The 24,841-nt window shown below is 59.6% G+C and carries 22 protein-coding genes and 2 pseudogenes; 7 read left to right on the forward strand and 17 right to left on the reverse strand.

What is annotated here, in order from left to right; all coding sequences use genetic code 11:
- The 4 genes from AC3WN7_RS09975 to AC3WN7_RS09990 all read right to left on the reverse strand — a co-directional run.
- Positions 1-1,237, reverse strand: a 1,237-nt coding sequence (locus tag AC3WN7_RS09975) for a thiolase family protein (RefSeq protein WP_102674115.1), incomplete at its 3' end; no start/stop codon positions are given.
- Between the two features lie 94 nt (positions 1,238-1,331).
- On the reverse strand, positions 1,332-2,888 hold the full coding sequence (locus tag AC3WN7_RS09980) for an AMP-binding protein (protein ID WP_102674114.1): 1,557 nt from the start codon (positions 2,886-2,888) through the stop codon (positions 1,332-1,334).
- Between the two features lie 21 nt (positions 2,889-2,909).
- Positions 2,910-4,043: a saccharopine dehydrogenase family protein gene (locus AC3WN7_RS09985; RefSeq protein WP_102674113.1), complete on the reverse strand. Its 1,134-nt coding sequence runs from the start codon at positions 4,041-4,043 to the stop codon at positions 2,910-2,912.
- A gap of 57 nt (positions 4,044-4,100) precedes the next feature.
- Entirely contained in the window at positions 4,101-5,384 is a 1,284-nt protein-coding gene (locus tag AC3WN7_RS09990; RefSeq protein WP_102674112.1) for an acyl-CoA dehydrogenase family protein, read from the reverse strand.
- A 148-nt stretch (positions 5,385-5,532) separates the two neighbouring features.
- Between AC3WN7_RS09990 and AC3WN7_RS09995 the strand changes: the two genes are divergently transcribed.
- A complete protein-coding gene (locus AC3WN7_RS09995; RefSeq protein WP_102674111.1) occupies positions 5,533-6,396 on the forward strand; it encodes a helix-turn-helix domain-containing protein in 864 nt (287 codons plus the stop codon).
- Between the two features lie 7 nt (positions 6,397-6,403).
- Here AC3WN7_RS09995 and AC3WN7_RS10000 read toward each other — a convergent pair whose 3' ends face one another.
- Both AC3WN7_RS10000 and AC3WN7_RS10005 read right to left on the reverse strand, forming a co-directional pair.
- Positions 6,404-6,574, reverse strand: a complete 171-nt coding sequence (locus tag AC3WN7_RS10000) for a hypothetical protein (RefSeq protein WP_158247834.1) — start codon at positions 6,572-6,574, stop codon at positions 6,404-6,406.
- Positions 6,575-6,680: 106 nt separating this feature from the next.
- Positions 6,681-7,154, reverse strand: coding sequence for a WS/DGAT domain-containing protein (locus AC3WN7_RS10005; protein WP_492575267.1), 474 nt, complete (start codon positions 7,152-7,154; stop codon positions 6,681-6,683).
- On the opposite strand from AC3WN7_RS10005, the pseudogene AC3WN7_RS10010 reads away from it, so the two are divergent.
- Positions 7,098-7,781 (forward strand): annotated as a pseudogene (locus AC3WN7_RS10010) (DNA-binding protein); the annotation flags it as partial. The gene AC3WN7_RS10005 and the pseudogene AC3WN7_RS10010 sit on opposite strands and share 57 nt — an antisense overlap.
- A 543-nt stretch (positions 7,782-8,324) precedes the next feature.
- On the opposite strand, the gene AC3WN7_RS10015 reads toward AC3WN7_RS10010, so the two are convergent.
- From AC3WN7_RS10015 to AC3WN7_RS10025, 3 genes are all read right to left on the reverse strand, one after another.
- Positions 8,325-8,576 (reverse strand): transcriptional regulator, encoded by a 252-nt coding sequence (locus AC3WN7_RS10015; protein WP_095966224.1) that lies wholly within the window; start codon positions 8,574-8,576, stop codon positions 8,325-8,327.
- A gap of 23 nt (positions 8,577-8,599) precedes the next feature.
- Positions 8,600-10,018 carry an amino acid permease gene (locus AC3WN7_RS10020; RefSeq protein WP_095966175.1) on the reverse strand — a complete coding sequence of 473 codons (1,419 nt, stop codon included), beginning with the start codon at positions 10,016-10,018 and terminating at the stop codon, positions 8,600-8,602.
- 367 nt (positions 10,019-10,385) lie between these two features.
- Positions 10,386-10,808 (reverse strand): Lrp/AsnC family transcriptional regulator, encoded by a 423-nt coding sequence (locus AC3WN7_RS10025; RefSeq protein WP_095966223.1) that lies wholly within the window; start codon positions 10,806-10,808, stop codon positions 10,386-10,388.
- Between the two features lie 185 nt (positions 10,809-10,993).
- On the opposite strand from AC3WN7_RS10025, the gene ocd reads away from it, so the two are divergent.
- The 3 genes and pseudogenes from ocd to AC3WN7_RS10040 form a co-directional block, all read left to right on the forward strand.
- Positions 10,994-12,046 carry an ornithine cyclodeaminase gene (ocd, locus tag AC3WN7_RS10030; RefSeq protein ID WP_095966174.1) on the forward strand — a complete coding sequence of 351 codons (1,053 nt, stop codon included), beginning with the start codon at positions 10,994-10,996 and terminating at the stop codon, positions 12,044-12,046.
- A gap of 34 nt (positions 12,047-12,080) precedes the next feature.
- Positions 12,081-13,019: a citrulline utilization hydrolase CtlX gene (gene ctlX, locus AC3WN7_RS10035; RefSeq protein ID WP_173862072.1), complete on the forward strand. Its 939-nt coding sequence runs from the start codon at positions 12,081-12,083 to the stop codon at positions 13,017-13,019.
- 340 nt (positions 13,020-13,359) lie between these two features.
- A pseudogene (locus tag AC3WN7_RS10040) lies at positions 13,360-13,929 on the forward strand (DUF3422 family protein); the annotation flags it as partial.
- 231 nt (positions 13,930-14,160) lie between these two features.
- Here the strand turns inward: AC3WN7_RS10040 and AC3WN7_RS10045 are convergent.
- The 8 genes from AC3WN7_RS10045 to AC3WN7_RS10080 form a co-directional block, all read right to left on the reverse strand.
- Positions 14,161-14,778, reverse strand: coding sequence for an RraA family protein (locus tag AC3WN7_RS10045; protein WP_095966172.1), 618 nt, complete (start codon positions 14,776-14,778; stop codon positions 14,161-14,163).
- A 3-nt stretch (positions 14,779-14,781) separates the two neighbouring features.
- Entirely contained in the window at positions 14,782-15,171 is a 390-nt protein-coding gene (locus AC3WN7_RS10050) for a RidA family protein (protein ID WP_007991063.1), read from the reverse strand.
- 60 nt (positions 15,172-15,231) lie between these two features.
- A complete protein-coding gene (locus AC3WN7_RS10055) occupies positions 15,232-16,557 on the reverse strand; it encodes an OprD family porin (protein ID WP_102674109.1) in 1,326 nt (441 codons plus the stop codon).
- A gap of 80 nt (positions 16,558-16,637) precedes the next feature.
- Positions 16,638-17,966 carry an MFS transporter gene (locus tag AC3WN7_RS10060; RefSeq protein ID WP_095966169.1) on the reverse strand — a complete coding sequence of 443 codons (1,329 nt, stop codon included), beginning with the start codon at positions 17,964-17,966 and terminating at the stop codon, positions 16,638-16,640.
- A gap of 176 nt (positions 17,967-18,142) precedes the next feature.
- Positions 18,143-19,381: a Zn-dependent hydrolase gene (locus AC3WN7_RS10065; protein ID WP_102674108.1), complete on the reverse strand. Its 1,239-nt coding sequence runs from the start codon at positions 19,379-19,381 to the stop codon at positions 18,143-18,145.
- A gap of 22 nt (positions 19,382-19,403) precedes the next feature.
- Positions 19,404-20,333, reverse strand: coding sequence for a 2-hydroxyacid dehydrogenase (locus AC3WN7_RS10070; RefSeq protein WP_095966167.1), 930 nt, complete (start codon positions 20,331-20,333; stop codon positions 19,404-19,406).
- The gene (locus AC3WN7_RS10075) at positions 20,330-21,085 is read right to left on the reverse strand and encodes a class II aldolase/adducin family protein (protein WP_095966166.1); all 756 of its coding nucleotides are present in this window, start codon (positions 21,083-21,085) and stop codon (positions 20,330-20,332) included. Before AC3WN7_RS10075 ends, AC3WN7_RS10070 begins: the two co-directional genes overlap by 4 nt.
- Positions 21,086-21,097: 12 nt before the next feature.
- Positions 21,098-22,396, reverse strand: a complete 1,299-nt coding sequence (locus tag AC3WN7_RS10080) for an MFS transporter (protein WP_102674107.1) — start codon at positions 22,394-22,396, stop codon at positions 21,098-21,100.
- Positions 22,397-22,555: 159 nt separating this feature from the next.
- On the opposite strand from AC3WN7_RS10080, the gene AC3WN7_RS10085 reads away from it, so the two are divergent.
- Entirely contained in the window at positions 22,556-23,560 is a 1,005-nt protein-coding gene (locus AC3WN7_RS10085) for a LysR family transcriptional regulator (protein ID WP_102674117.1), read from the forward strand.
- A 209-nt stretch (positions 23,561-23,769) separates the two neighbouring features.
- Complete coding sequence (locus AC3WN7_RS10090; protein ID WP_102674106.1) at positions 23,770-24,792, forward strand: amino acid ABC transporter substrate-binding protein; 1,023 nt, start codon at positions 23,770-23,772, stop codon at positions 24,790-24,792.
- Positions 24,793-24,841: the final 49 nt, after the last annotated feature.

Below are 24,841 nucleotides of genomic sequence, written 5' to 3' on the forward strand. Positions count from 1 at the left end.
ACTTGCTCAGGATGTGAATCGCCACCGCCGCTTCTTCGACGCCCTGCAGGCCGCCGCCGTTTTCCTGTATGGCATGCCGCGCGCCTTCGACCTGGCGCTTGCCGGCTTCGCCGCGTAACTGGGTCACCAGTTCATAGAGCTGGCCGATACCGGTGGCGCCCAGCGGATGTCCCTTGGATTCGAGACCGCCGGAGGTGTTGACCGGAACGCGACCGCCCAGAGTGAACTCGCCACGTTCGGCGGCCGGGCCGCCTTCACCGGGGGCGACGAAGCCAAGGTTCTCCACCTGGATGATTTCGCCCATGGCCGAGGCGTCGTGCACTTCGGCCACGTGCATGTCGCGGGGGCCGAGGCCGGCCTGTTCATAGGCCATTTTGGCGGCCAGGCGCCCGACGTGGAGCTCGGGCTGATCGAGGCGGCGGTTGCTGAAACTGCGGATCACGCTGGCCGCGACCTTGATGCAACGGGTCTTGTCGGCGCCAATGCGCTTGAGGCCTTCCTCGGTGCACAGAATGGCGGCGGCAGCGCCGTCGGACAGAGGGGCGCACATCGGCAGGGTGATCGGATAGGTGATGGGCGGCGCCGCCAGGATCTCTTCGATGCTGAAAGGCCGACGGAACTGCGAGTAAGGGTTGTGCACCGAGTGGGTATGGTTCTTCGCCGACACCGCGGCAATCTGCCGTTGCGTGGTGCCATAGGTACTCATGTGGTGCCGGCACATCGCAGCGTAGATGGCCATGAACTTGCTGTAGGGTTTGTCCGACTCGCTGCCTTCGGGCACTTCGACCCCTTCGCCCATTTGCACCAGGGTCTGGTAGTTCTGTTCGGCGCGGGAAATATCCCAGCCGGCCTCGAAAATCGAGAGGGCCTTGAGCTTGTCGGCGATGTTCATCTTCTCGGCACCGATCGCCAGCGCCACGTCGGTGGTGCCGGCCTTGAGGCTCTGCACGGCCAGGTTGAAGGCGGCACTGCCCGAGGCGCAGGCGTTTTCGATGTTGTAGATGGGAATGCCTTCGATGCCGACCTTGCTCAGTACCACCTGGCCGGGGATGGCGATCTGGCCTTGCAGCGGGCCATTGGTCATGCCGGCATAAAAGGCGATGCCCAGGTCTTCGGTGCGGCACCCGGCATCCTGCAATGCGCCATTGAGCGCTTCGCGCGCCAGGTCATCGAGGCTGCGTTCGAGGTGTCGGCCGAAGACGGTCATGGCGATGCCGGCGATATAGACGGTGCTCATGAAAATTCCTTGTGATGAGTCAGGGAAGCAAGCTGGAGGCCCGGGCCCTGCACCGAACGCAGTCGCCGATGCAGGCCAGGGCCGGTTACAGGCGTCAGATGTTTCGATCCAGGTTTTGCCAATAGGGCTGGCGCAGGTCTTTCTTCAACACCTTGCCCACCGGGCTGCGCGGCAGGCTGTCGACGAAATCGACCGACTTGGGCGCCATGACGTGCCCCAGCCGTTCCTTGCACAAATCGATCAGTGCCTGGGCGCTGACGCTCAGGCCGGGGTTGAGCTCGACCACGGCCTTGACCGCTTCGCCCCATTTCTCGTCCGGTACACCGATCACCGCGCAGTCCTGTACCGCCGGATGGCTCCACAGCACTTGCTCGACTTCGCTGGGGTACACGTTGAAGCCGCCGGAAATGATCATGTCCTTCTTGCGGTCGGTCAGGTGCAGGTAGCCTTCGGCGTCGATGTGGCCGATGTCGCCGGTGTGCAGCCAGCCGTCGATGAGGGTTTCGGCGGTCTTGTCCGGCTGCTTGTAGTAGCCCTTCATGACCAGGTCGCCGCGCACGCAGATCTCGCCGGTGGCACCGCGTGGCAGGATCCGCTGGTCATCGTCCATGACCTCCACGCGGATCAGCGGGTAGGGACGGCCAACCGATGACAGGCGCTCGTCGCTGGCCAGCTGGCCGTCGACCAGGTGCTCGTCGGGGCGCAGGAAGGCGATGCTGGCTGGGGCTTCGGTCTGGCCGTAACCGCCGGCCATGATCGGGCCGAACACCTCGATGGCCTTTTTCAGTTTCTGCACCGACATCGGGGCCGCGCCGTACATCAGGTACTTGACCGAGGACAGGTCGAGCGTCTCGATGCCGGGCATTTCCAGCAGCTTGTAGATCACCGTCGGCGGCAGGAAGAACTCGGTGACCTTGTGCTGCATGATCGCGCCGAGCATCACCGCCGGGTCGGGCCTGGTCACCACGACTACCGTGCCGCCCTGGGCGGTGCACGGCACGGCCAGCAGACCTGCCGTGTGGGTCATGGGCGCGGCGGCCAGGTTCACCGGCGTCTCGCCATTGCGGTAGGCGCAGGCCAGCATGAAGTGGGCGATGAAGGTCTGCGTACTGCGGTGCGTATTCATCACCCCCTTGGGCATGCCGGTGGTACCGCCCGTGGGCGAGAGCATGATCACGTCGTCCATGTCGTAGCCGACTTCAGGACGGGTCGAGGGCTGCTGCGCGCTCCAGCGTTGCAGCGACGGCGCATCGCGACCTTCGGCATCGATGCAGACCCAGTGCCGGATCTTCGGCAGCGACGGACGCAGGTCGTCGATGATCGCGGCGAACTCGTCCTGGTAGAACATCACCTCGCAATCGAAGGCATCGAGGATGTAGTGGTTCTCTTGCGCCGAGTTGCGCGCATTGACCGGTATCCAGGTCATGTTGGCGCGCCACAGGCCCAGGGTGCAGGCCCAGGCGGTGACGTCGTTGGCCGACCACACCGCGCCCTTGGTTTCCTTGGGCAAGCCCAGGGCCAGCAGGGTGTTGGCGATGCGACAGGACAACGCACCGACTTCCTCGAAGGTGTAGGACCGCGCGCCCTGGATATAGGCGATACCGTCCGGGTTCAAACCCCAACCGCGGTCGTAGAAATCAATGATGGCCATGAAGGACTCCCGTGCCGTCGATCAGAGCTGGGTGACCGTGGCCCGTGCCAGGCCACGCTCTTGCAGGAAGCCCAGCAGGTAGCGATGCCCGAATGCCTTGGAGCCGGAAGCAAAGCCGACCCTGGAGGTTTCGCCATCGATCAGCTTGATCGCGGCGGCAACCTGCAAGGCCCCGGTGGCGATGTAGGCGGTGGTGCCATGCACGGTGGCACGCACGGCCGACAGCTGGCCGCGGCCGATGGCGGTGTCGACCATGCGCACGGTGGTGGTGCGCTCGCGCGGCGGCATGCTCGGCGTGGTCGACTGCACGATCTGCTTGAGCACTTCATCCTGATGCTCTGTCGGCAGGTGTTTGTATTCGGCGTCCCACTTCTGGCCCAGGCCATGCACCATTTTCATCACGTCGTTGTCGTAGAAGCCGACGCAGGAGACACAGGAGCGCACGCGCGGGTCGTTCTCGAAATACACCGGCAATGAGGTGCCGCCCCATGGCAGGGCAAAGACCGGCTGCAGGAAGTCAGGCGAAGGAATGCTGAAGGAGGTGCCGACGGCATGCGGGACCAGTTTCTTCTCCCACAGGTAGCATTGTTCGGCGCGGTACATCTCGAAGATCGAGGCGGTCGAGCCCACGGTCACACCGGCACCGACGCCGCGCGGGCCACGGCACAGGGTCGAGGTTTCCAGGGCGTCGATGCCCGGCGTTTCCAGGGCCAGTTCGGCGGCGATTTCCGCGTAGGTGAACATGTAGGACAACGATGGCGAGACCAGCAGGCCGGCCTGGGCATAGAGATGGCCGAACTTCTCCCGCACTTCGCGCATGTAGCTCTGCTCACCGGTGGTATCCAGATGATGGCAGCCGGCTTTGAGCGCGGCCTCGACCGTGGTCAGGCCGAATTTGACGAACGGGCCGACGGTGTTGCAGACCACCTTGGCGCCACGGAACGCCTCGGTCAGCGCCTCGACCGTGTGTTCGGCTTCGATCACTTCATAGGTGGCTGATTCCAGGCGCACCACGCGCTGGGCCATCATCTCGTGCACGCGTCCGGCATTGCGTGCCACGGCGGTGAAGGGGATGTTCTGGTCGATCAGCCAGTCCATGGTGAGCATGCCGGTGTAGCCGCTGGCGCCATAAACGACGACGGGATATTTAGCCATTTTCGTATCTCTCTTGTTTTTAGAAGCTTGTTTTTGGGGGGAGGAGCAGGGCCGGGGTCAGTACTGCGACCAACCTTCGGCATAGAGCTGCTGGCACAACAGGCCAACACGCAGGGTGATGATGGCGTTCTCGCCGTCTTCGATCAGGGCGGCGCGGGCATCGCGGAAGATCTTCTCGATCGGGTATTCACGGGAAGTACCGGCACCGCCGAACAGCTGCAGCGCTTCATGGGCGACCTTCATGCAGGCTTCGGTGACGGTCACCTTGGCCGACGCCGTGGCGTAGGGATGGCTCTGCGGCGACAGGCGGGCGAACGCCAGGGAACGTCGGGCCACCGCGCGTGCCAGTTCGACCTGACGCAGCATGTCGCCCAGTCGATAGCGCGTGAGCTGATGGTCGATCAGCAACTGACCGCCTTGTTTGCGTTCATGGCAGTACTGCAAGGCCATTTCGAACGCCCCGCGCGCTACCCCGGTGAACACCTGGGACATGTGCGTGCCGGCGTAGGACCAGGCCGAGGATTGGTTGCCGTAGTATTGATCCTTGCCGGCGATGGCGAAGCGCGCCGGTATTTTCACGTTGTCGAAATAGACTTCACCCTGGGGCAGCGAGCGTTGGCCGATCTTGTCCAGCGGCTTGCCGCGCGATACGCCGGGCAGGTCCAGGGGCACGATCACGGCGACGCCGTTGGGGCGGCCGTCGGCGTCGAAAAAGCCGTCGCCATAGTCGGCGGTGATGTAGGCGAGCGCCACCTGCGCCACGGCCCCGTTGGAGACCCAGGCCGAGCACTGGCCGTTGAGGACGATCTCGTCCTTGCCGACTCTGGCCGTGAGGGTGCCCTTGTTGCCGGACTGACCCTGGGGCCATTCGCGCTTCATGTCATAGACCATGATGTCGCTGCCCTTGTCCGGATGAGTGATCATCCAGCAGCCGATCTTGCCCTGGCACAGTTCCACCAGCTCCTGATTGCCCACGGCCTTTGCCATGCGCAGCGGGAAACCGGCGACCGCCAGGGAAACGGCCAGGCCGGCATCGCCCCAGCCCATTTCCTCGCCAATCAGCGACTCCAGGCGCACGGCGGTTTCGGCGGGAAACTGCGTCAGCAGTTCCGGGTCCAGACCCAGCTGTGCCGCTTGGGCGAACACCGACCAGAAAGGCGAGCCGGGTGCGCAGACATCGGCCGCTTGCATCTTGTCGAGGGCCTGGCCGACCGGGCGCAGCACGTTCCTGGCGAACTGATGCACCGATTGCTGGATGGCCGCTTCTTCTTCGCTCAATGGCGTTTCAAAACCCGTCAGGCCAACGGCGGGTAACTGCAAGGTGTCATGTAATGTGATCATTGGCGCTTGCTCATCCGGGGAAGGAACGAACCCACGCAATCGACCGCGTGGGGGCTGGAACATGGACGCCATGATGGTTCTTCCCGGGATCGACAACTCACTGGAAAAGGGGGCATATTTGTCAAAATCTGCTCATCAGGGAGCGCCGGTGACGCCGCAACAGAAAGTCCATGAAGTGTTGGGACTGCCCATGGTCGGTGGCCTGGTGTGCAACCAGATGCCGCTGTATGCCGAGCGCTATTTTCTGCACGAGACAGACCTCGACATGCCCCCGGTGGGGATCATGACCCTGCTCACTCAATTCGGTGGTTCGCGGGTGGAAGAGGGCACGGACGAGACGTCGCGTCTGAGCACCTTGCCCAGCATGTCGATGCTGATGCCGGCCCACTGCGCAACCCATTGGCGCTACTCGGGCAGCGTGGACTTCGCGGTGTTCTACATTCCCGAGCGCAGTGACGGTGTGTTTGGCCAGTTGCTGGAGTGCTGTGCCAGGACCCAGGCACCGCTGGCCTTCAGCGACGCACTGGTCAGTGCGGCGGCCCGGCAGCTGCTCGATGAGCTGAATATGGGAAAACAGGCCGACCAGGGGTTCATGGCGCGGCTGGCGGCGGTGATGCTCGAACAGGTGTGCCGTGCGCTGCGCCTGCAGACCCCGGGTTCGATCAACCCGCCGCATATTCAACTGGCGCGTCTGCAATCGGTGGTGGCTTACATGCGCGAACACCTGGCCGAAGACTTGTCGATCAACCAGCTGGCGACCCGGGCCGGGGTCAGCCCGGCGCATTTTCGCCGGCTGTTCGACAATGCCATGGGCATCGCACCTCACCGGTATGTGATGAACCTGCGGCTCGAGCACGCGCGAGAACTGCTCATGCAAACCGACCTGCCCATCCTGCATGTAGCGCTGGCGTGCGGGTTCAGTTCACAAAGCCACCTGACAGCCGCCTTCAAGACGGCCCACGGAACCACGCCGGCCCAGTTTCGCGCCCGGTCCGGCGTCGGTCGCGGCTGAGAGCGGGTCAGTGCAGCGAGGCGAAACTCACCGCAGGCCGGAAGCAGGTGTATGGATGGGATTTGCACGGATCGTCGGGCAGATAATGCGATTGCAACCAGACTTCCTTGATCGGGGTGATGGTTACCAGCATCGCGGTCAGCGATGCAATGACACACAGCATTATTATTATTTTCATAGGCTCACCTGTTCGCGAACGTGAAGGGCGCAACGGATTGTCATGTGTTGAAAATAATGCAGCCGGGGTTTTGCGGCCCCCCCCAACGCAGGGGGGGGGGAGGGGCTCAGTGCTCGTTGTTTGTCTCCCTGGAGGCTGCAGTCCGGACTTGCCCTGGCTTGCCTGCCCCCTGTTTGCGACGCTTGCTCACCACTTTGCTCGCCGGGATCGGTGGGGGCATCTGCCTGGCCGCCTCACTCATTTCTTCGTAGGAGTCCAGCAGGCAGCGCGCGAGAAAGTCCGGATCGGAAACGATGTTCGGCGAGCTGGTCAACGAGATGAACATCTTCCCGCAGTAGCTGGTCGGGTTCCAGATCAGTGACATGCCATCGGCCAGCGGGCCCATGCCGCCCCAGTGCACAAGCTTCGCCCCGAGCAGGTAGAGTTCAGTGTTGGGGCCGGGGACGTTGGTCACCATGCAGTTGTGCAGCAAGACCGGGCCCTTGCCACCCCCGCCGGTCAGTGTCGCCAGTCGGCCGGCAAGGCCTTGCCGCCCGAGGTGTCGCAGGCCTTTGTCGCGGTGTGGCAGCAAGCCATCCATCTGGCGCAAGGCGTAGTCGAACAGGCTATGGATGAGCAACGTCTGGTGCTGGATGCCGAACGCGAGCGGGTGGCGGCCGTCGAAGACCAGGCGCGTCAGGATGCGGCGCAGTTTCGCCAGCAGGCGGCGGAGGCGGTGACCGGGCGCCAGGCGGTCGAGTTGCGCCTGGCCGACCTGGAACTATTGCTGACTCAGCGCCAGACGCAGATCGAGGACCTGCTGCAGCAGCGTGAAGATTTGCTGCTCGAGCGCCGTGAAGTCCAGCGGCAGCATCAGACGTTACAGCAGGAGCTGCAGGCGCTGCGGCTCAAGGCCGAGCAGGAACGCGTGGTGCAGGAGAGCTACGTCCGCGGCGTGGAGGATCGTGCGCACCGCGAGGTCGACCGCGCCCGGGAGGAGGGCAAAGCCGTGACGGCCTAATTCAAGGAGTCCGGGCGGCATGTCGAGCAGATGCAACGACGGTTGGAGTCGACTCAAAACGAGCTCAGTCAGACCCAGCAACGTGCTGCAGCACAGCAGGCTCGCTCCGAAACGCTGGAGCAGCAACTGACGCAACTACGTCAGGCTCCCGCGCCCAAGCGTAAGCCAAGATCCCGAAAACCTGCGGCGTCAATGTCCAATCCCTGAAGGTAGGCGACACCAAGTTTGTGGGAATCCCCGCGGACATCATTGGCGTCCGTTTTAAATTCGATATGGAAGACCCCGATTGGCGCGAGAAAGCCGACCGAGAGATTGTTGAAAAATTGATTGAGAAGCTGACCTGAGAGTTCTCCGACGAGGCCGTGGATATCACTGATGGTCGATTGGAGCCCCAACGCTGATATCAAGAGGGTGACTTGGCCGAACGCTTACCGTTCATATGCTACCGCGTAGGAACGACTCATATGCGAGAAGGCCAATCGCCGCTTCACTCAGCTGTGCGCTGTGAACGGCAGCTAACCCAATCCGGCCGTTCAGTTCCGGCATCTAAACGAATGTGTGGTCACTGAGGGAGTCCAAGGCTCTGGGGAGCTAAATGTGACTCGCATAGAGATTGGAGGGTTAAATGACTCGTTCAAGAAACCTAACCCCCATCTCCATTGAGCAAATTGTCTTAATCCTTGATGGTCGGTCCGCAAGATTGATTTGGGGCTTGCTGATCCTGGTCGTCGCTGGTCATTTACGAGGTGCCTATTCCACGGTCTTTTTCATTGGCTGGTCAACGTTCAACAGTTTCTGTTGACTGAGGTGGCTGTTATCAGCGTCGATGTCCACCTCGTTCAGCAGGTCTGATGCGCTTGAGCCGTCCTCGATCCGGTGTAGCCAATACAGCACTGCCTTCTTCATGAACCAATGCGGTGTTCGATCCAGAACTGCAGCGGCCTGCTTGATCCTCTTTCTGGTTGCAGGGTCGAGCTTGATGCCTGACGTCGATGAGCTCACTCGCATCTTCCTTTCTCAATATCTCAAGAGGCTATGGTGGCTATCGGGTACACAGTTGCTTTCGCGTTGTAGCGATAGGCAAGCAGCAAGCCGATGTACCAGATGGGCATCACGTACAGGGCGGTGCGGGTATCCGGTTCCAGTGCAAGAAGGCACAGGACGAACATCAGGAACGCCAGGGAAATCCCTGCCGTGAACTTGCCACCAGGGAGCTTGAAGGTTGAGCGCACGTGGGCTTCGGGGTTGCTGCGGCGGTAGGCGAAGTACGACAGCAGAATCAACGACCAGGTGACGATAACCATGACAGCCGAAATCGTCGAAACCAGGGTGAAGATCACCATGATGTCCGGGATGGCGAATAGCAGCGTCAGCGCGATCGCCATGCAAAGGCCCGAGAACACCAGTGCGCGGGCCGGTGTGCCGGAGCCCGATAGGCGTCCGAAGGCCTGCGGTGCCTGCTTGTTGTGAGACAGGCCGTAGAGCATGCGGGAGCCCGAGTACACGCCGCTGTTGGCCGAGGAGGCCGCCGACGTCATCACTACGAAGTTGATCATCCCAGCGGCAGCCGGCAGGCCGCCCAGCAGGAACAGCTCGACGAAGGGGCTGCGGTTTGCGGGCACGTTGGCCCAGGAGATCACGCTGATGATGCATGCAAGCGCAGTGACGTAGAACAGCAGGATGCGCAGAGGGATGGTGTTGATGGCCTTGGGCAGCGTTTTCTCCGGATTGTGGGCTTCAGCTGCGGCGGTGCCGAGAAGCTCTGTGCCAACGAACGAGAAGATGGCGATCTGGAAACCAGCAAGGAAACCCAAGATGCCATGCGGCATCACGACGCCGGGCGCTACCAGGTGGCTAAAGGACGCGGTTACCCCGGCAGGGGACGTGTAGGACGTGGCCACCATCACCAGCCCGGTGACGACCAGGGCGACGATGGCGATGATTTTGATCAGGCCGAACCAGAACTCCACCTCACCGAAAGCCTTCACGGCCAGCATGTTGAGTACCAGGAGCAGGAACATGGTGCTGAACGCTGGAATCCATGTGGGTAGGTTCGGATACCAGTATTGAAGGAACCCTGCGACTACCACCACGTCACCGACGGCGACTACCACCCAACTGAGCCAGTACGACCAGGCCAGTATGAATCCTGCGCGTGGCCCGAGGTAATGGTGGACAAGCTCTGCAAAAGAGCCCATTTCAAGGTTGGCGAGAAGCATTTCTCCCATCGCCCGCATGATGCAAAAGACGAAGAACCCAATGATCGCGTAGACCAGGATGATTGAGGATCCGGAGAGCGCAATCATCTTCCCTGATCCCATGAAGAGACCCGTGCCGATGGCGCCGCTGATGGCAATCAGCTGAATATGACGATTTTCCAGCCGCCTTTTAAGTGTTCGTCCGTCGCCGTGAGTCGCGTCTTGCGAGTTGCAGGTTTGATGCATAACTGACCTCTTATTTTTTTTTCTGAGAAAACCTCTACCTCCTTCCTTATGGAAGGTGATTTATGTGGGCATAAGTAATGTTGCACCTCATAAAACGGAGGGTTTGGTTAATACGCAGACGAGAAAAGCAAATTCCAGCGCAAGGGCCTGACCAAACTGTCAGGTGATTGAACTCTAGAGACGCGGTGTGCTTGTTGCCGTTGTTGGATCCTGCCCCGGTCGCCTAGAAGTGCCCATTTTGCCAGCCATAGTTGTCAACCGGAACGCTACAAAATGTTATGCGCGAAGGTCTGACTTATCACTTTGCATAACCTTTGTTGCATTTTGATAAGTCGCGCAAATCAAGGTACGAGTGGCCCAATTCGGACTACATCTTGAAGGTCGACAGCAGGATGCTGGTTTCAGTGTTGTCGATGTACTGAATGGAGCGAATGGTGTTGAGCGCCTTGTCAAAGGCCTCAAGTGTTTCGGCCCGAAGCTCTGCCATCAGGTCCCATCGGCCGTTGGTGGTATGGATGGCGACTACGGCGGGATGCCCACGTAGTGCGTGTTTGACCTCGGCGGCATGATGGCCACTGATAGCAATACTGGTGATTGCCCTGACCCCTCGCTCTATCGCATCGGACTGAAGGCGGATCGTGTAGCCCATGATGACGCCGCTCTCTTCGAGCTTGGTGAGGCGATTCTGCACAGTGGCCCGAGCGACCCTCAGCTTCTTGGCCAACGTCATAACAGGGGTGCGGGCATTGTCCCGCAGTAGAGCGATGAGCTCCCGATCAATGTTGTCCATCATACGCACGCTATCCAGATTGCTATTTTTAGTGAGCAAAGTGTCTAGAAAACTGCAAAATATGGCAACCTGTACGCTTCATTTTGTATCAGCCTTTCATCAGAATCTTGGAGGTGGCAAGAACTCTTACTTGGCGCCCGCTAAGCACTACTTCAAGGCGGGCGCACTTATTTAGGTGCTTAGCAATGACGCATTTCATCGACGTCCCCACGATGTCTGACCTGGTTCATGACATTGGCGTAGTTCAGTTCTTGGGTGAGCTTTCCGAGGTTATTCGCGAAGACTTCAAGCGCTGGCCGGAGTTCGACAAGTCTGCCCGCGTGGCAAGCCATTCAGATGTCGGGGTGATTGAGTTAATGCCCGTGGCGGATCACAGCCAATATGCGTTCAAGTATGTAAACGGCCATCCCTCCAACACCTTCAAAGACCTTCATACCGTGATGGCATTCGGGGTGCTGGCTGATGTCAACACGGGCTACCCCGTGCTGCTTTCTGAGCTGACGATTGCGACGGCTTTGCGTACCGCCGCTACCTCGCTGATGGCCGCCAAAGCACTTGCCCGTCCAGACGCTCGAAAGATGGCGCTGATCGGCAACGGTGCTCAAAGTGAGTTCCAGGCACTGGCCTTCCACAAGCACCTGGGTATCCAGGAGATCGTTGCATACGACACCGATCCGCTCGCGACTGCGAAGCTGATCAGGAATCTCCAGGAGTACCCCGAGCTTAAAATCACCCGTGCGCAGAGTGTTGCCGAGGCGGTACGGGGTGCGGACATCATCACCACCGTCACCGCAGATAAGGCCTACGCGACCATCATCACGCCTGAGATGCTCGAGCCGGGGATGCACCTGAACGCCGTTGGCGGTGACTGCCCGGGTAAAACCGAGCTCCATGCCGACGTCCTTCGCCAGTCCAGGGTCTTTGTGGAGTACGAGCCGCAGACCCGCATTGAAGGCGATATCCAGCAGCTTGAAGCTGACTCGCCCGTCGTCGACCTGTGGCGTGTGCTCACGGGGGATCAGGAAGGCCGTCAGAGCGCAGAACAGGTCACGGTGTTCGACTCCGTGGGCTTCGCTCTCGAAGACTATTCGGTTCTGCGTTACGTGCTTCAACAGGCTGAAAAACGTGGGATGGGTACGAAGATTGATCTCGTTCCATGGGTAGAGGACGACCCGAAAGACCTGTTCAGCCACACCCGTGGCCGCGCCGCCAAAAAACGCATCCGACGCGTTGCATAACTCTACGATCAGTCTCCTATATCGGTATTTCTTGATGGCATTTCCAACGCGTTCGATTCAAGCGCCTGCGGCTGTGGTGATGGTCAGGCCGCACGCCTTTACTCCTAATCCGGAAACGGCTGCAGATAACTCGTTCCAAAGCTCAAATCCTGACATCGCCGCTCAAACCCTTTCCGAGGTTGCGCGTGATGAGGTCACTCAGGCCGCAGAGCGGCTGGAAGCTGAGGGTGTGCGGGTTCATCTCTTTGATGACTTGGGCGAGAAAAACACCCCGGACTCCGTCTTCCCGAACAACTGGTTCTCGACCCACCCAGGTGGTCACATCGCGATCTACTCGATGTACTCCCCGAACCGCCGTCGGGAGAGGCGTGCCGATGTCATCGAGATGCTCAAGCAGGAGTACCGGGTTCAGGACGTGATCGACTACTCAGGCCTGGAACAGGATGAGCTGTTCCTTGAGGGCACCGGAGCCATGGTGTTCGATCATATGTCCAGGGTGGCGTACACGGCTCGCTCGAACCGAGCCGATCCGATTGCCCTGGAGCGGTTCAGCACCCACTTCAACTTCGAGCCCATGGTGTTCGACACGGCGGACGAGAAAGGGGCGCCGATCTATCACACCAACGTCTTGATGTGTGTCGCGACTGAATTCGCCCTGGTGGGTTTCGGCACCTTCACGAAAAAGGCTCGTGCTGAAGAGGTTCGAATGCGTTTGATGGAGTCAGGTCGAGATGTCATCGATCTGACCAACCAGCAGATCAACGAGTTTGCCGGCAACGCAATCGAGCTCTCTGGTCGAGACGGTCGAATCCTGGCCCTCTCGCGCAGAGCCCTCAACAGCCTCTCGGCAGAGCAGCGTCAACGTATCGAGCGGTCGGCCAGATTGGTGCCGTTGGACGTTCCGACCATTGAAATGGCCGGAGGCTCTGTTCGCTGCATGATCGCTGGTATCCACCTGTCTCCTCGAAAGTAACCTCAACGAGGCGACCATCATCCCCACCCTTGTCAGGTGGTGATGATGGTCTTTAGCTTGCGCAGCTGTCGAGGCCTTGGAGCGTGTTCGCGACGTTGATGCTTAAGGTCATTCGCGCACAGTGGCCAACCGAGCGCATCAGTCGAGCCAATCGTGTGGGGCTTGAAAAAGGCGATTTACTGCGTCTGGTCACTGCCAGCGGCGGTGGTTGGGAGCCGGCAAAAGCGCGGAGCCTGGAGGCTATCCAGGATGATGTAAAAAACAATACATCTCGGTCGAACAAGCACGGCGCTACTATCCCGAGCAGATTTCATCTGCATAGCTGAACCGGAGCTTGTGAGTGACAGCGCCGGCAACGGCAACGGCATCGGTACACGCGCGCCCGTCACTGTATTTCGATGAGCCGGCCCATGTGTTTCATCTGGCCTTCCTCGGCAGCGATCAGGCGTGCAATGCATTCCTTGAACAATGCTGCCCTGGCGCCCTGGACCTGAATGCCGCCCAAGGCATTATCCAACTCGATGGCCATGCACTGAAGTGGGAGCGCCATGCCGAGTTTTTCACCCTGACGCTGGTGGTCACTTCATCTTGTGATGACTTGTCCTGGACAACGCTGCCCGAGGTGCTGGCGTCAAAGGTTGAAGTGAATTTGCCGGCGCGGATCAACTCTGTGCAGATCGTAGTGCGTGGTGAAGCCGGCCTGGATCTGTCCCGTTATGGCTTCAAGGATCCGAGCGGTTCTTGCGTAGGTGGTGGCGATGCAATGGTCTGGAGTGATTGTCGCCTGAGCGAGGATAGCAACAACCACATGTTGTTCGTCAACCGGCGCCTGAACGCCTACCGTCAGGGGCGGATGATACGCCGCCTGCTTGAAATCGAGACCTATAGGATGATGGCCTCGTTATCGTTGAACCGGTCGACGCAACAGATTGGCTAAATCGTTCAGGGGGGGGGGTGTCAATTTGTTCGTGAAGATACGCGTCGCTCCTTTGCCGTCGTACGCTGCTTCTACGTTACACAGAACTAGCAGCCGGGCCGGAGAACCAAATCGCTGGATAAACAGGTCTCACTGACCGATCCAGGTGCCCACTCCATGTTGACTCGCGGCACCAGAATCGTCGGCTACATTACAAGCAACCAATCACTGAACACGCAGTACGGATGCTATTGACTCTCCGGCTTCAAGGCGATCCAGCAGACCGGGTTCTGCACGATCACTGGCCAGTGCCTGGTCGATGACTGCGGCGAGTGCCTGACTACCAAGAATCAGTAAACCGTTATCGTCGCCGAGTACCAGATCACCCGGGTGCACCTGAACCCCGCCGCACTGCACCGGCACATTCAACTGGCTCTCCGCGTTGCCGTGCAGCTTGGTGGTCAGCAGGTTGGTGCCACGGGCAAAAACGGGCAGTCCGGCTTCGCGCAGTTCAAGAATATCGGTCACCAGGCCATCGACCACGATGGCTCTGGCGCCTCGCGCTCGAGCCGCACAGGCGGTGACTGTACCGACGCAGGCGTGACGTCGATCACCGTTCATGTCAATCACCAGCACGTCGCCGTCTTGAAGGCTTGCCAAGGCTCGGTTGACGGCAATGGCATCGGCATCGATCACGCTCAGCGTCACGGCACGACCTACCACTTTGACGGCGCTCAGCATGGAGCGAATCTCGGTGCTGACAAAGCCGTCTTCGAGCAAATGCCCGAGGGTGGCGAAGCTGACCTGATGGAGTTTTTCAAGCAATTGAGTAGTGGCGTTCATGGCTTACCTCTGCGGCGCGCAATCAATGAGTTCGGCCACGCAATCTATTTCCAGTGCCACCCCCCAGAGTGCCACGCAGACGGTGGTGCGTGCCGGCGGCGCATGGCCGAGCACCTCGGTATAGACCCGGTTGAAGGGTTCCAGTTGAGCAGGATCGGTGAGATAGCCGTTAACCTTGATCACGTGATCGAAGTCCGAGCCTGCCGCGATCAAAATGGCTTCAAGGTTGCGCAAGGTCTGGCGCACTTGCTCTTCGAAGCCTTCGGGTTGCTGGTCCAGTCCGCCTGTGGCGGGTATTTGACCGGCAGTGAACACCAGATGGCCGCTGACCACTGCCTGGGAGTAAGGACCGACCGGGCCGATTGTGCCGGGTGCTGCCTGGATACGCTTCATGAATGAACCTCGCTGAGAATAGGGGCCCGCCGACCCGGCATGGGCGGCGAGCCGGTGGCATCAGAACAATGCCAGGGTGTAGCTCACGAACAAGCGGTTCTGGTCCTGATTGGCGTCGGCTTCGGAGTGCAGAACGCCATAGCGCCAACCGAAACCCAGACCTGCGAACGTGCCGTCCTGGATAACGTAATCCAGGGCCAGGTCACGCTCCCATTCCTGCTGATCGCTACCAGAAGTGGTCTTGATCTGGCTGCCTTTGAGATAAACCATCGACGCGCGAAGACCCGGTACGCTCGAGGCGACGAAGTCATAGGCGTATTGGCCGAACCAGGTACGTTCGCCGGCCCGGTTGAAGCTGGTGAGCATGCGGTCGGTGAACAGATACAGGCTTGCGCCACCGGCCCCTTTGTCCACCAGGGAGCCCTGGTTGAGCTGGACGAAGTTGCTGCCGTCGGAAACGCTCTGGTAACCGCCGGTCAACGCGTGGCCACCAAGGCTGTAGGTGAAGAGGGCGCTCCAGGTGCGGTTGTCGATTTCACCGGCACCGTTTCGGCTATAGCCGCCGACCCGGTAACCTTCAGCCCGTCCGCTGGCTGAGCTGTTGGCACCGTCGGAAGATGTATCGAAGTAGCGTAGGTCGGTCTTCAACGACTGGCCTTCGCCCACTGCCAATACATGCTGCAGGCCGAAAAAATGCTGGATGTAGTAATCCTCGAGATTGGCCAGGTAATACTGGGCGGTCAGATCTTTGGTGACTTTGTAATCGGCACCGGCGAAGAGAAACTCGTTGCTCTCCTGACTCCCACCGCTGACCGCCAACCCGGTGCTATCACTGGAGCCACGCCCGGTAGCGTGCTCCAGACGGCCGGCGGTCAAGGTCAGCTTGTCGAGATCGTTGCTGGTGATCTGGCCGCCTTCAAAGGTCTGTGGCAACAGGCGACCGTCGTTCGCTATCAGGATCGGCAGCTTGGGTGTCAGCGTGCCATAACGTATTTCGGCCTTGTTCAAACGGGCTTTTGCGGTCAAGCCCAGGCGGCTCCATTCATCGGCAGCGCCATCACCATCAGTCGGGATCATCGAGCTGCCGCGATGGCGGCCTTGGCCGCTGTCCAGTGTCAGCCCCACCAGCCCCAGCGCATCGACGCCGAACCCGAGGGTGCCGTCGGTGAAACCGGAGGTGTAATTGAGCATGAGCCCCTGCGCCCATTCCTCGGTCTTGCTCTGACCGGCACTGCCGGGCCGGTCGCGGTAGTCGTTGTTGAAGTAGAAGTTACGCAGGCCCAGTGTGGCCTTGCTGTCGCTAATGAAATCAGCTGAAGCGACCTGGCTCAGGGTCAAAAGGCAAGCGCCGGCGCTCATGCCAAAAAGGTGCAGGGTTTTTTCCATGGTGTACGAATCCAGAGGGTGCGTGAATGGCAGCAGGATCAAGTGCAGGTGGATTTATTTTTGTTGTGGGTCACTTGGTGCTATTCAGCCCGCCCAGCGCTCAAGTCGCGCTTGAAGGTTTCGGTCAGCAGCAACAGGGCAATCAGGGAGATGACCGCAGAGCCGATCAGGTACCAGGCCACTGACGAGCCTTTGCCGGTCATCGCCAGCAGGGCTGTGGTCACGATAGGCGTGGCCGCGCTGCCCAGCAGCCCGGAAAGCATGTAAGCCACCGATAGGCCGGAGTAACGCACACGGGTGCCGAACAGTTCGGCGAGGAAGGTTGCGATGGGCCCGTAGTTGGCGGCGAACGCGGTCATCAACAGGCCATAGCCGAGAAACACCAGCGGCAGCTCGCGAGTATCCATCAGCCAGAACATCGGGAAGGCGACCAGCGCTTCACCGACGATGCCGGCGATGATCACTGGCTTGCGACCGAAACGGTCAGACAATGCGCCGAAGGCAGGCAAGAGCACGATGCACAGCGCACAGGAGGCCAGTACCACGCTGAGCATGATGGTGCGGCTGAAGCCCAGGGTCTGGGTTCCATAGGTCAGGCCGAAGGCGACAATGATGTTGAACGATGCGCCGGTCGACATGGTTGCCACGCCGCCGAGCAGGACTTGCTTCCAGTATTTGCTGAAGACTTCGGCCAGCGGCAGCTTGATTTGCGGCTCGCTGGTTTGAGCCTTGTGGAACGCAGGTGTCTCGGTGATGTTGAGGCGGATGTACAGGCCCACGGCAATCAGCAGTGCGCTGGCCAGGAACGGGATGCGCCAGCCCCAGGCAAGCATGTCTTCAGCGGGCAGCAGCCAGGCGATCGCGAGGAAGGCCAGGTTGGCAATCATGGTACCGGCCGGCACGCCGATCTGTACCCATGAGCCATACAAGCCACGCTGATTGGCGGGGGCATGCTCGACGGCCATCAACACCGCACCACCCCATTCACCGCCCAGGGCCAGGCCTTGAATGATCCGCAGGGTCAACAGCAGGATCGGTGCCCAGATGCCAATGCTGGCGTAATCCGGTAACAGACCGATGGCAAAGGTTGCCGCGCCCATGGTCAATAGCGAAATCAGCAGCATCGATTTGCGCCCAAGCTTGTCGCCATAGTGGCCGAACAAGGCAGCCCCGACGATGCGTGCACCATAAGCCGAAGCAAAGGTGCCGAACGCCAGGAGGGTGCCGATCAAGGCATCGAACGCCGGGAAGAAAATCTTGTTGAACACCAGGGCCGAAGCGGTGGCGAAAACAAACAGGTCGTACCATTCCACCGTGGTGCCAATGACACTGGCGACGGCGACTTTTTTCATGTTGACGCTGGGTTCGACCGTCGGGGTAGCGGTCTGGATGCACGCGGAGCTGTTCATGCCTTTTTTCTCCAAGTTGAGCGTCGGGCTCAGTGGATTGATTTATTGGTTGGCAGTGTGAGTAACGGTGGTGCTGTAGCTCGAGATCGGTTTTATTGTTTTTCAGGCGCAAGCGGGCCCTGCCTCCGAGGTCGTGTGGATGACGCGACCTCAGAGGTTCGGTGTTACTTGCATCATCAGTCGCTCAGGTGCTGAGCTCGCTGCAGTACCGCATTGAGCAGCACGTCGCAGCCCATGCGGACATCGTCAGGCAAGGCGTCTTCGGCTTCGTTGTGGCTCAGGCCACCGACACAGGGAATGAAGACCATCGTGGTCGGGCAATGTCCGGCGAGGTGGATGGCGTCATGCCCGGCACCGCTGACGATGTCTTGATGGGGGTAACCCAGCAGCTGGACCGCCGAACGCACAGCGGCAACGCAATCGGCATCGAAAGGTGTTGCCGGGCTGAGCCAGTGACGACTGATCGCCAGACTCAAACCGCGCTTGTCGGCAACAATTTGCAAGCGCTCGTATACGGCTTGCTCCATTGCGGCAATCTGCTGGTCTTCGTGGTGACGCAGGTCCACAGTAAAGTTGATCCGGCCAGGGATGGTATTGCGCGATGACTTGGCTATCTCCAGCTGACCCACTGTGACCAGCCCCTTGGGCGCGAAGTCTCTAGCGATGGATTCCAGCACGCTGGCCATTTCCGCGACGCCGAACAGGGCATCCTTGCGCAACGGCATGGGTGTGGTGCCGGCGTGGGCACTGATACCGCCAACCTGCACATCCAGCCAGCAGATTGCCTGGCCGCCAGTGACGACACCCACCGGCAGGCCGTTGTCTTCCAGGATTGGGCCTTGTTCGATATGGGCTTCGAAGTAAGAATCGAAGGCACGCTGCAGAGGAAGTTCACCACTCTGGCCTATATCGGTCAGGGCCTCAGCGACGCTGATACCATTGGCATCACGGGCATCCAATGCCGTTTGCAACGGCAGAATACCAGTGAACACCGCCGAGCCGAACATGGCCGGAGTAAAGCGCGCACCTTCCTCGTTGGTCCACACGGCGATTTCGATGGGCTGGCGGGTTTCGATGCCTTGTTCATTCAGGCAACGCACCACTTCCAGTCCGCTCAGCACGCCGTAGATACCATCGAAGCGGCCACCTTTTGGCTGGGTGTCCAAATGGCTGCCCATGACGATCGGCGGCAGGCTGTTGTCCTGGCCTTCACGGCGGGCGAAAAGGTTGCCAATGGCGTCGAACCCGATACTCAGGCCAGCCTCACGGCACCAGCCCATGAACAACTCGCGACCGGCCAGGTCTTCCCTGGAAAGGGCCAGGCGACAGTTGCCACCGCGCTCGGTGGCGCCAACTTTGGCCATGTCCATCAGGCTGCCCCACAGGCGCTCACCGTTGACCTTGGATACTTTCATCATTCACCTCTTGTCGCGTGTCTTAATAGCCCAGGGACGTATCGACCGGGTTGTTCAGGGGGGCGCCTCGCGCCAGCCGCCGCGTGTTTTCGGCGATCTGGCTGGCAATGCAGTCGTGGGACGCCGCCGAGGCCATGTGCGGGGTAACGATCACCCCGGGCATGCACCACAGGCGATCATCGACCGGCAGGGGTTCATGCTCGAAGACGTCCAGCACAGCGCCGCGTAGCTGACCGCTACCCAAGGCCTGTTGTAGATCGTCGATGCGCACGTGCTGGCCGCGACCGCAGTTGACGATCACTGCCCCCGGCGCCAGTGCCTGGAAGGTTTCAGTGCAGAGAATGCCTCGGGTCGCCGAGGTCAACGGCAGTAGGTTGATCAGCAGATCGAGACCTTCTAGAAAGCTGCTGAACGCCAAATCGCCACTGTGGCACACCACGTTGGGTATGTGTTTGACACTGCGCGCCCAGCCGCGAACGCTGTAGCCGGCACTGGCCAGGTCTTCGGCAATGGCTGCGCCCAGCGAGCCCAGGCCCATCACACCGACCTTGAAGTCCTTGGCCTGAATCTGTACCGGGCGCCGCCAGAGCTGGTCAGGCTGTTGCTGCAAGACCTGATCGAATCGTCGGTGATAGTGAATCACTGCCCAGCGTACATACTCGGTCATGCCTTGGCGGTGCGCGGGATCGACCACTCGGCACACGGGCAAGTTCGGGCAGCTTGGATCGGTGTGCAAGTGGTCGACGCCCGCGGCGACCGAATGCACCAGTTGCAAATTGGGCAGCGCGCCCAAGCTGTTGGCCGGCGGAAACCAGCACGCCGCGACTTGCGCCTGGCTGGCGGCCGGGTCGTCGGCCAGCACCACCCGGATATCCGGTGCCTGGCGGGCAAAGGCCGCCTGCAGCTGGCCGAGCAAGATGCTGTCGCGTGACAGCAATACGATAGTGTTCATGAGCAATAGGACTCGCGCTGATCTTCAATCAGGGTCAAGGCAGCGTTCCAGCTCAGGCCCATGATTTCCTCGGCTTCGTCGCGGCCGAACTGTTCTGCGGTATGTTGGCAGACCTCTTCGCTGGGGTAGACCAACTGGCTGCCACCGGCCAGTGCCGCGACCTGCGCCTGGCAGGCGCGCTCCAGGAAGTGAATTTCGTGGAAGGCTTCAGCCACGTTGCCTCCGGCTGCCAGCAGGCCATGGTTACGCAGGATCATGGCCTTGTGTGGCCCCAGGTCGGCGATCAGTCGTTCGCGCTCGGCCAGCGACAGCGCGATGCCTTCATAGGTGTGGTACGCCAACTTGCCGTAGAACTTCAATGCATGCTGACTGATCGGCAGCAGACCTTGTTCCTGGGCGGCGACGGCCATACCGGCCGCAGTGTGGGTATGCACCACGCAATTGAGATCCGGGCGCGCCATGTGGATCGCCGAATGGATCACGAAGCCTGCGGCATTGACCCGGGTACGCTCGTTCGCACCGCCCACTACCTGGCCATGCTGGTCGATGCGCACCAGGTCGCTGGCTTTCATGCGATCGAAAATCACGCCGTAGCGGTTGATCAGAAAGTGGTGCTCAGGGCCCGGGATGCGTAGGGTGATATGCGTGTCGATCAGGTCAGTCATGCGAAAATACGCAACCAGCCGATACAGTGCCGCCAGCTCGCAACGTGCCTTCCACTCGGTGGGGGTAATGTTGTCAGGTGTGTACATGTGGGCTCCTTGTTAAAGCGAAAATTGGGGGGCGGTGGCGGTGGATTCTCCGCGCAGACGTGCCAGGCCACAGACGCCGATCAACGACAGGGCAGCCAGCAAACTGAAGAAGATCGCCAGTGGCATCCACTGGCCGGCATAGTGACTGGCCAACAGGGTGCCGATAATGGGCGTGGATCCGCCGGCAATGGCGCAGATCAGTTGATACGCGATGGAAATTCCCGAGTAGCGCAAATGCGCTGGAAACGCCTGGGCCATGTAACCGGCGATCACCGCATAGAGTCCAGACAGAACAACCACCGCCATGGCAATACCGAGGGTCATCAACACGATGTTTTGAGTGCCGACCAGCAGGAACATGGGGTAGGGGACCAGCATTGACAGCAGGGCGGCCAACTTCAGGAAGCGACCCTCACCGATGCGCTCGGCCAGCAGTGCGCTGAAGGGTTGGGAGATGAACTGGATCACCGTGACCAGGAACAGGCAGTCGAGAATCGTCGAACGCGCAATACCCTGATACTGCGTGACATACGTGATCATGAACGTGTTGGTGAAAAAGAATCCGGCCGAGCCTATGGTCACTGCAGCCGCCGCGAACAGAATCTGCCGCCAACAGGTACGAATCACCTCAAGCACCGGATACTGGACAGTTTCGCCCTTGTCGGCGATTGCCTTGAACTCTGGAGACTCTTGCACACCAAAACGAATCGCCAGGCCAATCATCATCAGCACGCCACTGAACAGGAAGGGCAGACGCCAGCCCCACTCGGCAAATTGCTCGGGTGAAAGCGAGGTCACCAGACGGAAGGCGATCAACGCCATCAGCAAACCTGCCGGGCTGCCCAATTGGGCGAAGGATGCATAGAAGGTCTTGCGCTTGGCCGGGGCGTGTTCGCTGGCCATCAGTACGGCACCGCCCCATTCACCACCCACCGAAATGCCTTGGATGATGCGTAGCGCGATCAAGCCGACAGGCGCCCAGAGGCCGATACTGGCGTAGCCGGGCAGCAAACCGATAGCGGTGGTTGCCAGCCCCATCAGCAGCATGGTGAACAGCAGCATCTTTTTGCGTCCAAGACGGTCGCCCAGATGGCCGAAGACCATGCCGGCCATGGGTCTGGCAATAAAGCCCACCGCAAAAGTACCGAATGCGGCCAGCGTACTCAGCATGGAGTCCGAACTGGGAAAAAACACTTGCCCCAGGATCAGGGCCGCCGCGGTGGCATAGATGTAGAAGTCGTAGAATTCGATGGTCGTGCCGATGAAGGCTGCAGCCGCTGCGCGACGCGGCTGGTTCGAGTGAGTACGCATGCAAGGCCCTTCTGTAATTATTATTCCGACAAGGATCCATCGGATCACAGTAACGCTCTGTCCCTCTGGCGCTTGTGTGCTTTATCTCGTAGCCTCAATAATTAAGCAATTTGCTAATTCTTAATCACTGATTAAGCAGTGCTAATAATGGACATCAAGATGAGCAGCAAAAATTCAAATGAAGAGCTGGTGCAAGCGAGATGGGGGGGGCGGCGCTTCCTCAACGATCGTCTGGACTGGAACTTGTTGCGCACCTATCTGGCTATTGGTCAGGAAGGAAGCATCAGCCGAGCCGCGGCGCGGCTGTTCATCACCCAGTCGGCCGTCAGTCAATCGCTCAAGCGCCTGGAAGAGCAGTTGGAGTGCGCCTTGATTTCGCGTAAGGGACCACGCTTCGATCTCACCGAGGCGGGAGAAGAAGTGCTGCGAATTGCCGAAGAGATGTATGGCAATGTATCGCGCATCGGCTCGGCCATCGAAGGCCCGCAGGATGATGTGGTGGGAAAGGTTCGTCTGCTCTCGATCAGCCGGGTGCAGTCAACGGTCTATGATGATTTTCTCGCGACTTTTCATCTCAACCATCCGCGCGTGGAGTTGGAAATTGAGGTTCTACGCAGCTCCGACATTCTCAGTTCGCTAATGCAGAAGACCGCCACTGCCGGTGTCGGTTTATGCCGCATTGCTCAACCCAAGCTGGAACAGCGTTGCCTGATACGCCAGCGATACGCCTTCTTCTGCGGAAAGCGGCACCGTTTTTTCGGAAAGCGGGGCCTCGATCTGTCTGAGCTGCAGGGAGAAAATTTTGTCAGCTTCACGAGCGACCAGATTGGCGGCAATCTTTCGCCACTTACCGTGTTTCGAGACCAGCAGGGCTTCACCGGCAGGATCGTTGCTTCGTCATCAAACTTTGAAGAAATTCGCAGATTGGTGATTGCAGGATTTGGTATCGGCTGTTTACCGGAACACTTGCTCGATGTTGACCTCTACAACGGCATGCTCTGGCGCCTGCCACCCAGGGACGGTGTCTCCGACGTAGACATTCACTTGTTGTGGAACCGTGAGCAAAAAATGACTCATGCAGAAACTGTATTTCTTGAAAGTTTCCAGCATGCCATCGCAGTTGCAGAACAATCCGTTGATCAGAAAGCCGACCAGGAAGACTGACTTTTGATTGGCATCATCGGTGTTTGGTGTCGGCGCAATGCCGATAGGCTGCTTGAGCCATTGCGACATGCGCCGATGATCAGTCACCTCGCAACGCACCAGATCTAAACTCAAAACAAATTACCGGTGTGGCCATTCTTGTGGCTTGACAGCCGCTCTTAAAGTCATATAGCTTGAAATCGTATACTTTCTACCGAGTGGAGAAGCTGATGACACGTCTAAGAGTTCTTTTCGCATCTACCGCAGCAGCCCTAGGGCTTTCATTGGCAGTTTCTGCACCGGTACAGGCCGATACCTTGTCGAAAATTCGAGAGCGGGGAGTGCTTGTCTGTGGTGTGCACCCTGGCCTGGTCGGCTTTGGTGCGCCCAACAGCGCGGGTGATTGGCAGGGGTTCGATGCGGATTTCTGCAAAGCATTTGCCGCGGCGATTTTCGAGAAACCGAAAGTCAAGTTTGTCCCGCTGTCCGATCAGGCACGTTTCACGGCGCTGCAGAATGGCGAAGTGGATGTCCTCTCCCGGAACAGCACCTGGACCCTGACGCGCGATACCACGATGGGGCTGCAATTTCCGGTGGTGAATTTCTTCGACGGCCAAGGCTTTCTGATCAACAAAAAACTGGGCGTCACCAAAGCGGCAGAACTCGATGGCGCTACGGTCTGCATTCAGCAGGGCACAACCAGCGAATATGTGGTTCGCAACTTCTTCGACAAGTTGAAGATCACATTCAAACCTGTGGTGATCGAAAGCGGGACTGAGTTTTTCTCGGCCTTTTTCGCAAGCCGCTGCGATGTAATCACCAGCGATGTGTCGCAGTTGGCGGTTATCCGGCTCAACTCGGGCAACCCTGAAAACTACGCCATCCTTCCTGATGTGATCTCGAAATCGCCAATGGGGCCCGTCGTCCGAGGCGATGACAAGCACTTTGCGGACCTCGTCAAGTGGACAGTCTTCGCAACCTTTACTGCAGAAGAACTGGGCATCACCAAAGAAAACGTTAAACAAATGCTCACCAGTAACAACGAAGACATCCGGCGCCTCTTGGGTGTAACGCCTGGCGTGGGGGCAGGGCTGGGTCTCAAGGATGACTGGGTGATCAATGTCATCTCCGCGGTAGGCAACTACAAAGAAATCTTCGAGCGCAACGTGGGTGCAAACACACCTTTGCAGATGAAGCGTGGCCAGAATTCGCTGTGGTCGGACGGTGGTCTGCTGTACGCCCCGCTTTTCTGATCCGTGATGTGAATGGCTCAAACGCCGCATAGATGGCGAATCAGAAACG

The sequence above is a fragment of the Pseudomonas sp. FW305-70 genome, assembly GCF_058783925.1.

Excerpts from the sequence above, each read along its gene's own strand:
- AC3WN7_RS09980 (WP_102674114.1), bottom strand. The coding sequence starts at position 2,888 with ATGGCCATCATTGATTTCTACGACCGCGGTTGGGGTTTGAACCCGGAC.
- AC3WN7_RS09985 (WP_102674113.1), bottom strand. The coding sequence starts at position 4,043 with ATGGCTAAATATCCCGTCGTCGTTTATGGCGCCAGCGGCTACACCGGC.
- AC3WN7_RS09990 (WP_102674112.1), bottom strand. The coding sequence starts at position 5,384 with ATGATCACATTACATGACACCTTGCAGTTACCCGCCGTTGGCCTGACG.
- AC3WN7_RS10000 (WP_158247834.1), bottom strand. The coding sequence starts at position 6,574 with ATGAAAATAATAATAATGCTGTGTGTCATTGCATCGCTGACCGCGATG.
- AC3WN7_RS10005 (WP_492575267.1), bottom strand. The coding sequence starts at position 7,154 with ATGGATGGCTTGCTGCCACACCGCGACAAAGGCCTGCGACACCTCGGG.
- AC3WN7_RS10020 (WP_095966175.1), bottom strand. The coding sequence starts at position 10,018 with ATGCATCAAACCTGCAACTCGCAAGACGCGACTCACGGCGACGGACGA.
- AC3WN7_RS10025 (WP_095966223.1), bottom strand. The coding sequence starts at position 10,808 with ATGGACAACATTGATCGGGAGCTCATCGCTCTACTGCGGGACAATGCC.
- ocd (WP_095966174.1), top strand. The coding sequence starts at position 10,994 with ATGACGCATTTCATCGACGTCCCCACGATGTCTGACCTGGTTCATGAC.
- ctlX (WP_173862072.1), top strand. The coding sequence starts at position 12,081 with ATGGCATTTCCAACGCGTTCGATTCAAGCGCCTGCGGCTGTGGTGATG.
- AC3WN7_RS10045 (WP_095966172.1), bottom strand. The coding sequence starts at position 14,778 with ATGAACGCCACTACTCAATTGCTTGAAAAACTCCATCAGGTCAGCTTC.
- AC3WN7_RS10050 (WP_007991063.1), bottom strand. The coding sequence starts at position 15,171 with ATGAAGCGTATCCAGGCAGCACCCGGCACAATCGGCCCGGTCGGTCCT.
- AC3WN7_RS10055 (WP_102674109.1), bottom strand. The coding sequence starts at position 16,557 with ATGGAAAAAACCCTGCACCTTTTTGGCATGAGCGCCGGCGCTTGCCTT.
- AC3WN7_RS10060 (WP_095966169.1), bottom strand. The coding sequence starts at position 17,966 with ATGAACAGCTCCGCGTGCATCCAGACCGCTACCCCGACGGTCGAACCC.
- AC3WN7_RS10065 (WP_102674108.1), bottom strand. The coding sequence starts at position 19,381 with ATGAAAGTATCCAAGGTCAACGGTGAGCGCCTGTGGGGCAGCCTGATG.
- AC3WN7_RS10070 (WP_095966167.1), bottom strand. The coding sequence starts at position 20,333 with ATGAACACTATCGTATTGCTGTCACGCGACAGCATCTTGCTCGGCCAG.
- AC3WN7_RS10075 (WP_095966166.1), bottom strand. The coding sequence starts at position 21,085 with ATGTACACACCTGACAACATTACCCCCACCGAGTGGAAGGCACGTTGC.
- AC3WN7_RS10080 (WP_102674107.1), bottom strand. The coding sequence starts at position 22,396 with ATGCGTACTCACTCGAACCAGCCGCGTCGCGCAGCGGCTGCAGCCTTC.
- AC3WN7_RS10085 (WP_102674117.1), top strand. The coding sequence starts at position 22,556 with ATGAGCAGCAAAAATTCAAATGAAGAGCTGGTGCAAGCGAGATGGGGG.
- AC3WN7_RS10090 (WP_102674106.1), top strand. The coding sequence starts at position 23,770 with ATGACACGTCTAAGAGTTCTTTTCGCATCTACCGCAGCAGCCCTAGGG.